The 12,586-nt window shown below is 39.7% G+C and carries 10 protein-coding genes; 8 read left to right on the top strand and 2 right to left on the bottom strand.

Annotation, left to right across the window (positions count from 1 at the left end; translation table 11 throughout):
* Positions 1-3 precede the first annotated feature (3 nt).
* The 5 genes from OQX62_RS08975 (at position 4) to OQX62_RS08955 (ending at position 5,156) form a co-directional block, all read left to right on the top strand.
* The gene (locus OQX62_RS08975) at positions 4-699 is read left to right on the top strand and encodes an AcvB/VirJ family lysyl-phosphatidylglycerol hydrolase (RefSeq protein ID WP_265831142.1); all 696 of its coding nucleotides are present in this window, start codon (positions 4-6) and stop codon (positions 697-699) included.
* Between the two features lie 23 nt (positions 700-722).
* Positions 723-1,916 carry an anhydro-N-acetylmuramic acid kinase gene (locus OQX62_RS08970; protein ID WP_265831141.1) on the top strand — a complete coding sequence of 398 codons (1,194 nt, stop codon included), beginning with the start codon at positions 723-725 and terminating at the stop codon, positions 1,914-1,916.
* A 131-nt stretch (positions 1,917-2,047) separates the two neighbouring features.
* Complete coding sequence (locus OQX62_RS08965; protein ID WP_265831140.1) at positions 2,048-3,343, top strand: NAD(P)/FAD-dependent oxidoreductase; 1,296 nt, start codon at positions 2,048-2,050, stop codon at positions 3,341-3,343.
* 83 nt (positions 3,344-3,426) lie between these two features.
* Entirely contained in the window at positions 3,427-4,626 is a 1,200-nt protein-coding gene (locus tag OQX62_RS08960; protein WP_265831139.1) for an aspartate aminotransferase family protein, read from the top strand.
* Positions 4,623-5,156: a GNAT family N-acetyltransferase gene (locus tag OQX62_RS08955; RefSeq protein ID WP_265831138.1), complete on the top strand. Its 534-nt coding sequence runs from the start codon at positions 4,623-4,625 to the stop codon at positions 5,154-5,156. The genes OQX62_RS08960 and OQX62_RS08955 overlap by 4 nt, the downstream gene beginning before the upstream one ends.
* Here OQX62_RS08955 and OQX62_RS08950 read toward each other — a convergent pair.
* Complete coding sequence (locus OQX62_RS08950; protein ID WP_265831137.1) at positions 5,153-5,518, bottom strand: response regulator; 366 nt, start codon at positions 5,516-5,518, stop codon at positions 5,153-5,155. The genes OQX62_RS08955 and OQX62_RS08950 overlap by 4 nt on opposite strands.
* A 293-nt stretch (positions 5,519-5,811) precedes the next feature.
* Between OQX62_RS08950 and cls the strand changes: the two genes are divergently transcribed.
* Positions 5,812-7,302, top strand: a complete 1,491-nt coding sequence (cls, locus tag OQX62_RS08945) for a cardiolipin synthase (RefSeq protein ID WP_265831136.1) — start codon at positions 5,812-5,814, stop codon at positions 7,300-7,302.
* Positions 7,303-7,528: 226 nt separating this feature from the next.
* Here cls and OQX62_RS08940 read toward each other — a convergent pair whose 3' ends face one another.
* On the bottom strand, positions 7,529-7,732 hold the full coding sequence (locus OQX62_RS08940; protein WP_265831135.1) for a DUF3606 domain-containing protein: 204 nt from the start codon (positions 7,730-7,732) through the stop codon (positions 7,529-7,531).
* A 195-nt stretch (positions 7,733-7,927) separates the two neighbouring features.
* On the opposite strand from OQX62_RS08940, the gene OQX62_RS08935 reads away from it, so the two are divergent.
* Both OQX62_RS08935 and OQX62_RS08930 read left to right on the top strand, forming a co-directional pair.
* Positions 7,928-9,538, top strand: coding sequence for a tetratricopeptide repeat protein (locus OQX62_RS08935; RefSeq protein ID WP_265831134.1), 1,611 nt, complete (start codon positions 7,928-7,930; stop codon positions 9,536-9,538).
* Between the two features lie 265 nt (positions 9,539-9,803).
* Complete coding sequence (locus OQX62_RS08930) at positions 9,804-12,569, top strand: TonB-dependent receptor (protein WP_265831133.1); 2,766 nt, start codon at positions 9,804-9,806, stop codon at positions 12,567-12,569.
* The last annotated feature ends 17 nt before the right edge of the window (positions 12,570-12,586 follow it).

Genomic DNA, 12,586 nt, shown 5'->3' with positions numbered 1-12,586 from the left:
GTGATGAAAAAGTTGATGTTGATGTTCGCAATTATGGCTTGTCTGCTTGCTGCAGAAGCAAGGCCGGCTAAAATTTTAAATGATCAACTACCATTGAAGATTATTGCTGCGCTTAAAAAAACGAATCTGCCCATGTTTTTTATGATATCCGGAGATGGAGGATGGACGAGTTTCGATCAATCGCTTGCTGAATCCCTGGCAAAAAAGGGTATTCCTGTAGTGGGACTTGATGCACAGAAGTATTTCTGGAACAAAAAGACACCCGATATTGTAGCGGCAGAAATAGGCAAGGTAATAGGACAATATATGGAACAGCTTGGAAAAGAGGAAGTGGTTTTGCTTGGATTTTCTTTCGGTGCATCCATTGTTCCTTTTGTTGCCACCAGGCTTTCCGCCGAACTGAAACCGCAATTATCGGCCGTATTGTCTATGTCTCCCGATACGAATGCAGATTTTGAAATTCATATTGCCGATATGCTGAATTTCGGCGGCTCGAAAGGAAAATACAATGTGCTTGCCGAAATGAGTAAATTGAAAAGCGTTACAGTGATGAACTTTTTTGGTAAAGCAGAAGGCACACGTATACCAAATCAGTTTATCAGGCAAGGATTAAAAGTGCAGATTCTGCCGGGCGATCATCATTATGCAAATGATTTCGAAGGGCTTTCCAAGATACTGATTAACGCAATTACCAAGTAATGCAGTTAGAAAGGATATAAAAAATGAATACTCAACTGGCCAGGTTATCTGCTATAGCAGCATCCTCTTCGAGAATGATTATAGGTTTAATGTCGGGCACCTCATTAGATGGACTGGATATCGCCTTGTGCGAATTCTCAGGTTCAGGAACAGATACTCAGGTGAAGGTGTTACATTTTACCACAGTGCCTTATGATCAATCTTTCAAAGAAGAGCTGAAATCTATCTCCTTCAAATCGCAGGTATCATTGCAACGGCTGACTTTACTTCATGCAGTGATTGGAAGGCGATCGGCTGAGATGGTTCTTACTACCTTAAAAGCGTGGAATTTCCCTTTGGAAAATGTAGATCTCATTGCCAGTCACGGGCAAACTATCTTTCATGCACCATCATCTTTGCATCAGCTGGCGGACTATCCTAATGCTACACTACAGATTGGAGATGGCGATCATATTGCTGTACGGACTGGTATTATTACCTTGAGCGACTTCAGACAGAAACATATTGCTGCCGGAGGAGAAGGAGCACCGCTTGCGGTATATGGAGATTATCTTTTGTTTGCTGACGCTACTGAAAACAGGATTCTTCTTAATATCGGCGGAATTGCCAACTTTACCTATTTACCAGGTGGCATGAAGCCGGATGCTATTTTCTCTACGGATATAGGGCCTGGTAATACCCTGATGGACCAATATGTACAATTAAATTATCCCGGACAGTATTACGATAATAATGGTGCAATTGCTGTACAGGGAACTATCAGTAAAACATTGCTGGAGGCGCTGAAAGAAAATGAGTTTTTTGGCTATCCTTTTCCCAGGACTACGGGGCCTGAACTATTTGATATGCAATATCTCCGTGAGGCGCAGCAACGGAGCGAAACAGAATTTTTGCCTGCACCGGATGTGCTTGCAACACTTTGTGAGTTTACCGCCTGGGCCATCATCAGTGCTATACGAAAAACGGTACCTGATCAGACTTTCGAAATTTACCTGAGCGGAGGAGGTATGCATAATCCGCTGCTCGCTGATAAAATCAGTAAAGGGCTGGCCCTTACTTTAAAGACTACTGCAGATTTGGGCATCCATCCTGATGCAAAAGAGGCCGTACTTTTCGCTCTGCTGGCCAATGAGTGTATGGCGGGTGGAAATTCGAATTTCGGCGACAAAAACAGTATACCCAATATAACGATGGGCAAGATCAGTCTTCCGCATTAATAATATATGCACTGGTCTGAGCTGCATCTTGACTTCATTTTTACCATGCATTTCAAAACATTATTTACTTTTGACTGTCATTCAAATGAGCCCGGTTGAGAAAGGCGCCCTTGAATTTTTATAAATACATTATGCAGAAAGGAATAGTTATTATTGGTGGAGGATTTGCTGGAATTAATTTGGCGCTGGCACTTGGCAAAACAAGCCATTATGAAGTGACATTGGTCGACAAGAACAATTATAACTTCTTTCCGCCTCTGATTTACCAGGTGGCTACGGCTTTTCTGGAGCCGTCTTCCATCAGTTATCCTATACGAAAACTGTTTCGATATAAAAAAAACCTGCATTTTAGGTTGGGTGAGCTGTTAAAAGTAATGCCTGCGGAAAACAAAATCCTGCTGAGCAATGGTACCGTTGAGTATGACGAACTGATTTTCGCCACGGGTGCAGAAACCAATTATTTTGGAATGGATAACGTGAGGAAAAATGCAATTCCCATGAAAACGCTTAGTGATGCAATACAAATGCGGAACAGGCTGTTGACTCATTTTGAAGAAGCAACAATTGCTACCGATCCGGATGAAGTAAGAAAGTATCTGAACATTGTTGTTGCTGGTGGCGGACCTACAGGGGTAGAAATTTCCGGAATGTTTGCGGAGATGAGACATACCATTATGCGCAAAGACTATCCGGAACTGATCAACACAGGTGCACATGTTTACCTGGTTGACGGAGGACATGCGCTGTTAAAGCCAATGAGTGAAAAATCACAAAGACACACTTATGAAGCACTTACAAAACTTGGTGTGAAGATTATATTGAACAGCCATGTGAGCGATTTTAAAGACGATCAGGTAATGTTTGCTGATGGTACCGCTATTTCCTCGAAAAATCTGATCTGGGCGGCAGGTGTGAGTGCTATGATATTTGAAGGTATTCCTGCAACAAGTTATGGCAGAGGCAGAAGGATGATTGTGAATGCATATCATCAACTGCAGGGCTTTGAAAATATCTATGCGATAGGGGATACCGCTATCCAATCTGGTGATGCAAATTTCCCGGAAGGTCATCCTCAGGTTGCACAGGTAGCGATTCAGCAGGGAAAAAATCTGGCGCGCAATTTCCACGAACTGGCAAAAGGAAAATCAAAACATGCATTTGTGTATTCTGACCGTGGTAGTATGGCTATTATCGGCCGGAACAAAGCGGTAGTGGACCTGCCAAAGCCTAAAGTTCATATGAGTGGATTTATTGCATGGCTGGCCTGGTTATTTATCCATCTGCTTTCTTTAATCTCTTACAGGAACAGGTTTAATACCTTGTACAACTGGACTGTTGCCTATTTTTCTAAAGATCAGTCGTTGCGTATGATTATCAGGCCGGTAGACAAGCCGGCAGATCACGAACCTGTGAAGGAGATTACATAATTGCAGTGGCTTTAGCCTTGTGTATGTCAATTTTAACATTAAATGACCAGTATTGGCGAAATTATAAATAGTTTTGCCAATACATGAGCACGCAGACGATCAGCAATAAGCAACTTTTTTTATTGAATAACGCCCAGACATCTACCAGTCCAAACTTCCTTGAAATAGATTTCGCAGAAGGTTTGTATTTGCATGATACGACTGGTAAAAAATATATGGATCTCGTATCTGGTTTTGCTGTAAGTAATATTGGTCACAGACATCCAAAGGTATTGGAAGCAATAAAAAATCAGCTGGATAAGTACATGCACCTCACTGTCTATGGTGAGTTTGTACAGTCGCCCATGATTAAGTTCGCAGAAAAACTGATCAGTGTTTTGCCTGCTGCACTGAATAACGTGTATTTCGTGAATTCAGGAACAGAGGCAACGGAGGGTGCATTAAAGCTCGCCAAACGTTTCACTGGCAGATCGGGAATTGTATCCTGCTACAATTCATATCATGGCAGTACGCAAGGTGCCTTGAGCGTGATGGGCAATGAGCATTATAAACAAGCTTATCGTCCACTACTGCCGGATGTGAGTTTCATTCGGTTTGGAAAAGCAGAAGATCTGACAAAAATTACCGGAAATACTGCCTGTGTGATTATGGAGACGGTTCAGGGGGAGGCCGGGATCAGGGTGGCCACGCCTGAATATATGCTGAAGTTAAGGGAACGCTGTACTGCGATGGGGGCCTTGCTGATTTTGGATGAGATTCAGGCAGCATTTGGTCGTACCGGAAAATTATTTGCATTTGAACATTATAAGATTGTGCCGGATATTTTATTACTGGCAAAAGCGATGGGTGGTGGAATGCCTATAGGTGCTTTTATCGCTAACCGTGAAGTAATGGGCGTTTTAAAAGATAATCCAATTCTTGGACACATTACCACTTTCGGCGGACACCCTGTTTCTACCGCAGCAGGGCTGGCGAGTTTGAACGTGATTCTTGAAGAGGAACTGATAAATGACGTTGCGGAAAAAGAAGAACTATTCCGTTCCCTGTTGGTACACCCATTGATCAGGGAAGTAAGGGGTAAAGGTTTAATGCTGAGTATTCAGCTGGATACTTTTGCACAGGTAGCGCAGGTGAGTAAGCTGGCGGCTGCAGACGGAGTAGTAATCGACTGGTTTTTGCATTGTGATAATGCCCTTCGTGTAGCACCTCCTTTGATTATCACTAATGATGAGATCAGAACTGCCTGTAAAGTGATAATAAAAGCATTAGATCAATTGAAATGAGCGTACCAGTCACCCATAAATTGCAATTTTTAAAGAGTACGATAAATGATATCGATACCATTTTCAGCTTATATGCTGCTGCTGTTGCCTATCAAAAAACTGTTTTTAATAAACACTGGCAAGATTTTGAACGTAGCCTGATTGAAAGGGAGATTGCTGAAGGCAGACAATGGAAGATTGTTAAAGGAAATGATGTGGTTTGTATATTTGCGATAGACTTTACTGATCCGCTCATCTGGGGTGCAAAAGACCTGCAGCCAGCTATTTATCTGCATAGAATTGTAACCAATCCACTTTTTAGAGGCAACAACTTTATACAGGATATTATTACCTGGGCCGTTCATTTTGGCAAAACAAATGATAAAGAGTTTGTCCGTATGGATACCTGGGGAGATAATCCGGCACTGATTGCATACTATGTGAAATCAGGATTCCAGCATACAGGATTCACTACGCCTGAAAAATCAGACACGTTGCCTAAACATTATGAAGGAATCTCGCTCGCTTTATTTGAGATTCCTATTGGTTAAGAAGCCAGCTGGAAATAAACTTTATCTATCAGGTCGCCTATATTGAATGGTTTCGAAAGAAAATCATTCGGACCATAATCCTGATGCTTAACAGCCTCTGCATTTGGTTGGCCGGAAATAAGAATAATTGGAATATGCTGTAGTGTCGGATCTTTTTTTATCGCCTGGCAAATCTCTCTTCCATCAAAACCATCCAGCAAAATATCCATTAAAATTAAATCTGGTTTTTCATTAAAGATGACCTGCATGGCATCCTGACCGCTGGAAAAAGTGACCAGGTCCCAGTCTACAAAATCAAGTACAGATTCCATTGCTGTTAGTATTTCCTGGTCGTCATCAAATATTACTATCTTTTTATTCATTTATATTGTTTTTCGTAAGCTGCTGTTATTAAGCCAATTTTATGCCATCATTTCCTGATCACTGGCAATTGTCAGATTCATGCATCAATTAATAAACCCTGAACAATTGAAAGTCGGCTTTTGTTCATTTAAAAACGATTATTTATATGTCATATAGAAACACAGGAAAATCAGCGCTGAAATTATGTGCATAACCCATTCTCATAAAAACCCGCTGTCAGTTTTTTACGATGACAGCGGGTTTTTTATGATAATTATCACTTAATTGCGGCTTCCAATATTTTTAGATACTAATGAAAGACGTACGCTGGTTACTGATATCCGAAATTTTATATACACTTATAGTAATTGCTACTTGTCTTCGGATCATATACGACACGCGGTCAACCACCAAAACACTGGCCTATTTAATGCTAACGGTATTTCTGCCTGTCGCCGGAATTATCATTTATTTTTGTGTGGGAACTAACTACCGGAAGCGCAAGTTATATAGCAAAAAGATCATCAAAGATGAGCAGGTGCAACTTAAAATCACGGATCAGATTTATGCGGAGTCCAGAAAGATATGGGCTACAGTACCGCCGGAAATTGAAAAATATCGGAAACTTGCCAGGTTATTGTTAAATGACGGACTGAGTTATCTGAGCGGAAACAATAAAGTGGAATTGTTATTGAATGGCGAGCATAAATTTGAGGAGGTAATACGCGCACTAAAGCTTGCCCGGAATCATATACATATTGAATATTATATTTTTGAAGATGATCATATTGGAAATACGATCAAAAACATACTGATCAGGAAAGCGAAAGAAGGAGTTGCAGTGCGGTTGATATATGATGATTTTGGCAGCCGTTCTATCCGAAGTAAAATTGTACCCGAATTAATTGAAGCGGGGGTACAGGCATTTCCGTTCTATAAAATCCTTTTTGTAGCATTGGCGAACAGGCTGAACTATAGAAATCACCGTAAGATTATTGTCATAGATGGATGCGTAGGTTTTACAGGGGGTATAAATGTGAGCGACAGGTATATCAATGCTAAAAATACAAATTCTGGTCAGCAACAGACATCTTCACAGGAGAAGCAGGTTTACTGGCGTGATACACATGTGAAGATTACCGGAAGCGGAGTGTATTACCTGCAGTATTTGTTTATATGCGACTGGAATTTTTGTGCAGATGAGGAACTGGCTCCGGATCCGGATTTCTTTTGCGAGCCGGAAGAGCATTCTGGTTCTTCTATAGTACAGATAGCAGCCAGCGGACCAGATTCTGATAATCCTACAATTCTGTTTTCACTGATTCAGCTGATTGGCATGTCTGAAAAAGAAATCCTGATTACTACACCTTATTTTATTCCAGGCGAAAGTCTGCTGGATGCATTAGTTGTTGCAGCCCTGAGTGGAGTTAAAGTAATTTTGTTAGTGCCGGGTGAATCCGATTCTGCTATGGTTGCTGCTGCTGCCAGATCATATTATATGGAATTAATGACGGCAGGCGTAGAGATTTATCAATACCAAAAAGGCTTTATACATGCTAAAACAATGGTGTCTGACCAGCAGATTTCGGTTATCGGAACAGCCAATATGGATAACAGGAGCTTTGAACTCAATTTTGAGGTGAATTGTATTGTTTATGATGGCAAAGTTGCTGCAGATATGTCGGCAACTTTTTATCAGGATCTTAAAGATTCAAAGAAAATCGATAGCGAAGATTGGGAGAAGAGACCTTTGTACAGGCAGTTCCCGGAGAAAGTAGCAAGATTATTATCACCATTGTTATAGCAGAAGCTATAACAATGGTGATTTTTTATTTACGTCTGAAAGAATGCTGCAGATATAAGTATATTATAAGTAGTATCAATACCACCAAAAATGCGGTGATGATTCCAGCCGCTATTCCCAACGCCAGATTTAGCAATGGAAATACGATATATTCGGCAACAAAAAATACAATCACCAGAAGTGACGCAAGGATGAGGATACTGCTTAATTTCAAATTTGTCATTGATTAAAATGGATATTTGCTTTTTATAAAATTTTCTACATCTTCAGCATAGTTGCTTCCGGATTCTCTAACTGCACGTTGAAGTAGTTCGGGCGTCACACCAAATTTCTTAGACCAATATTCAACATCATAGTACTCTTGCAGGTTAATCGATTTTCTATCAATTACCCTGATCTCATTTTTGTCGTAGAAGTTCTGTCTGAGCATAATAAAAGCGGTTAAATTAATTATATTTGATATATAACAATACTTATGCCTAAATTATAAGATTAACCGTTCAGGCGGCCATCTATCGTATTATCTTCATGTTAAATAAAAAATCAGATTCGCTTTGAAGGCAACATTCAGGTAACATTGTGTTAATATAGGATCTCGTTCTTTGCATGAAGAATACAAAATTCTATGTATACCAATAAACAAATCACCGGTCTGGCGGATCTTTTCTTAAGGAACTTTATTCTACCCATTACGCTCTTATTCATCTGCACAACTGTACATGCTGAGGTCAACCCGGTCACAGCCTTAAATGCTGCAATACAATTGAGTCACAGGTATCCTGACTCCGCTTTCCTGATAATCAGAAACATACACCATAAAGCGAATACAGAAAATGACGAGAAAGTAGCCGGGATGTGTTTACAGCAAATGGGGAAAATCTGTTACAATCAGGCACATTATGCGCAGGCACTCGAATATCATCATCAGGCAGAGAAAATATATCGCTTATTAAATGATAAAAGATTACTGGCGGATAATTTTAATGATATGGGAACGGTTTACTATCAGAACATTGATAAAAAATCTTCTAAAAAACAGTTTGATCAGGCGCTGCGCTTATTTAAAGAAATAAATGATAGCAAAGGTTTAGCAGAAACTTACGGCAATATAGGTCACCTATACGAAAAGCAGCAGCGTTATGATAGTTCATTTTATTATCAGCGAAAAGCCCTGGCAGAATATTTTAAGGCAGATGATAAAGGCGGGGTTGCAAAAATATATGAAAATCTGGGTAGTATACACGAAGATCTTGTCCGTTATGATTCATCACGTTATTATTTCGATCGCTCATTGGCACTATATAATGTCAGTGGAAATCAGGTGTCAAGCATTGAGGTAGTTAATAATATTGGTGATGTGCTGAGGAAAACAGGAGACTATCAACAGGGATTAGCTTATTCGAGGAAAGCGCTCAACATGTCGTTGGATACAAAAAATGAATATCAGGAGGCCTCTGCCTACAGGGATATTGCCCGTGCATTCAATTTGATGAACAAGAACGACAGTGCTTTCTATTATATGGAACTCAGCCGTAAACATTTACTGCATATCTATTCAGACCAGAACAACAGACAGATGTCTTTTTTACAGATACTTTATAGTGTGGACAAGAAGAACGATGAAATTGCTGCACTTGAAAACAATAAGAAAGTCAATATGATCATTACCATATCGGCTGTTATCGTTATCTTACTTTTAGTCATATTGGGCTTGGTTACTATATCCAGACAACGGTTAAAACTGAGCGAGGGCAAAGCTATTGCTGAAACTAATCACCAGCTCAATGAGGCACAGCGTGCTCAGCTTGAACTGAAAAGCAGGGAACTGACGTCACACACGCTACAGGTAATTCAACACAATCAGTTTCTGGATACCATGCGGGGAAGATTGGTTGAGTTGGTAAATGATGACAAGCGCGATAATAAAAGGCAATTACAGCAGATGATCCAACAGATTAATCAAAATATTAACCATGATCAGCAATGGAAGGAATTCACAACGGTCTTTGAACAATTGCATCAATCGTTTTTTGATAATATAAAGTCCCACTTTGAGGATCTGACCGTAAATGATATCCGCCTGATCGCATTGCTAAAAATGAACATGAGTTCAAAAGATATGGCAGCAATTTTTGGCATATCACAAGACAGCCTGCGTGTGGCCAGGTATCGTTTGCGTAAGAAATTAAAAATAGATACGGGTGATAACCTCACCACTTTTATTCAATCTATCTAAGTCACAAACATGAAACTGCATCAGATTGCAGGGCTTAACACTAACTTAATGTTACGGTAACTAAATGGTAATGGCGAATTTTTTATATGTAAACAACAGGGATTCAATAAGATACGAAATTCATGTATACGTTGTATGCGCTTGGTATACACTGCTGTTCACGCTGTTTACATTTTGTATACGCTGATATCTTGGCAAAGAAATGTGCATGAAGCACATTTGCAGCACGGTCTGAAAAAAAGTCCGTCAAAAAATCAAACAAAAAATGAAGCCAATTTTAAAAACGATTCTCTGCCTATTTTTAAGTATTACTGTGGCAAAAGCCAGTAACATTAAGGGGCATGTATTTGATCAGAAAACCGGTGAGCCATTGGTAGGAGCATCTGTCCGGCTCCAAAATTCCGGTAAAGCAACACTTACAGGTTTAGACGGGTCTTTCGAATTTAAGAAAGTTACTCCAGGCGCAACTGCCATTACAGTATCTTATATCAGTTATAAAACCTTCACTAAGAAAATTAATATTCTAAACGAAGACAATCCGGCAATTGACGTTTATTTGTCTGATGATCCCGGTAACGATCTGAATGAGATTGTGATTGCCTCAAAACATGATGGTTCAGCCGAAAACACAGCACGCCGGATTGAGCAGAAGTCCATGCAGGTGATGAACGTTGTATCTGGTCGCGCTATGGAAGTGTCGCCAGATTTAACTGTCGCCAATGCGATTCAGCGTGTATCTGGTGTTTCCGTGGAAAGAAGTAACAATGGTGACGGACAATTTGCGATTCTGAGAGGAATGGATAAACGTTATAACTATACTTTGGTGAATGGTATCAAGATCCCCAGTCCTGATAATAAGTTCAGGTATGTGCCGCTGGATATATTTCCTGTAGAATTGCTGGAGCGTTTAGAGATTTACAAGTCGCTTACGCCTAATATGGAAGGTGATGCAGTCGGCGGTGTGGTAAACATGGTGATGAAAGATGCGCCGTCTAAATTACAGATCAATGCAAATATCGCTACCGGCTACAGCCAGATGTTATTAGACCGTAAATTCTTGAGTTTTGATGCTGGTGCTATAAACTATAAATCTCCCTATGAACTTAATGGAAGAAGTTACAATGCTAAATCTGGAGATTTCTCTACAGGAACGGTTGATTATAAAAACAAACAGGCGGCACCAAATCTGGTAGGTGGTCTTTCAATCGGCCAGCGTTTTTTAAACAATAAATTAGGGGTCATCGTTGCAGGTAGTTACCAGAATTCATATAGAGGAACAAACAGTACTTTTTATAATTCTACTGTTTATGAAGATGAGAAGGTGTCCAGGGTAACATCTATGGACACCAGAAAATATAGCGAGCAGCAAAAACGTGCAGGTATACATGCAAAATTAGATTACACATTAAACGAAAATAACAAATTCTCGTTGGTGAACTCTTATGTAAATCTTACCAATATTCAAACTCGTGACGTAGTAAATCTAAATTTATCAAACGAATATCATCCTGAAGCAGGAAATGCGCAGCTCACTTATACTACACGATCAAGATTAACAGAACAGCAGATATACAATAGCACTTTACATGGTGAGCATACGCTTATTCCTAATAAATTAAAAGTAAACTGGTCGGCAGTTTATTCCACTGCAAAAAATGATGTGCCGGATGAAACATCTGTTACACTGGATGGGGTGCGTGTTGCTAATATAGATAGTAGGACAACTGTTTCCAATGGAAGTCATAGATGGTCCCGTAATACTGACGAGGATAAAGCTGGTTATCTTGACGTGATTTATACTGCAGATATTGCAGGAATCAAAGTTGATTTCACGGCAGGCGGATTATTTAGAGATAAACAAAGAAGTAGTTTTTTGAACAACTATACCTTAACGCCGCTTGTAGCTGATGCATTGTATGGATCGGCTTTCAACAACTATGCTGATATCGTTTGGGTGCCGGAAAATCCACAAGGTGCAGTCAGTAATTCTTTAACTTATGATGCTTCTGAAAAGACAACAGCTGGTTACGGGATGTTTAAATTCAACTTCAAAAATCTTGAAGTAATTGGCGGAGCTCGTGTAGAACATACTAATCAGGGATATAAGATGTTATTTCCAGCAGGAGAATTACGTCCGGAAGGAAGTCAGATTTATACGGATCTGTTGCCTAGTTTAAATTTAAAGTATGGATTATCAAAGACTCAGAATCTAAGAGCCAGTTATTTCCGTTCACTAAACAGACCAGGATTTTATGAACTTGTACCGGGCGGAATCACCTTGGAGGAATACAAAGAGCGTGGAAATCCAGATCTGAAACGCGCGATGGCAGATAACTTTGATATTCGTTATGAATTGTTTCCGAACAGTTCCGAACAATTTTTAATTGGTGCCTTCTACAAGAATATTCAGGATCCTATTGAATATACGATTATGGCTGATGCTACCAGACCTCAGGATCAGTATTATACTCCGGGAAACTTTGGTAATGCAAAAAACTATGGACTGGAAGTTGATTATATGAGATTCTTTAATAAAGTAGGTTTCAAAGCAAACTATACTTACACACATTCAAGAATTACTACAGCTAAATCCCAAAGGATTAGAAATGCTTCAGGTGATCTTGTACCAAATCCAGATCTTGTTGTGCAAACCAGACCTTTGTTTGGTCAGGCTGCACATGTAGGAAATCTTTCACTATTATATAAAGACACTAAAAACGGTTGGGATGCACAGCTTGCAGGTTCTTATACAGGCGAAAGAATCAATACTGTCGGACAGTTTATTGATAACGACTTATGGCAAAAAGGATTTATACAAATGGATCTTTCTCTTGAAAAGAAATTTAAAAACAACCTGAGTATTTTTGCAAAGGCTGGTAATTTATTGAACACGCCTACAGAAATTTTTATCAAAGGTGTGAATAGTGTAAATGGAAATGTTCCAAACCAGGATCTAAATAGCAATGAAACGCTGATTCGTAAAGACTTTTATGGACAGACGTACTTATTTGGTGTACGATACAAATTATAATTGATAACAGACATAAT

The organism is Pedobacter sp. MR2016-24 (genome assembly GCF_026239655.1).
Lineage (GTDB): Bacteria > Bacteroidota > Bacteroidia > Sphingobacteriales > Sphingobacteriaceae > Pedobacter.
Note: the sequence above shows the minus strand (reverse complement) of the source record. Positions and strands in the feature narration are given on the sequence as shown.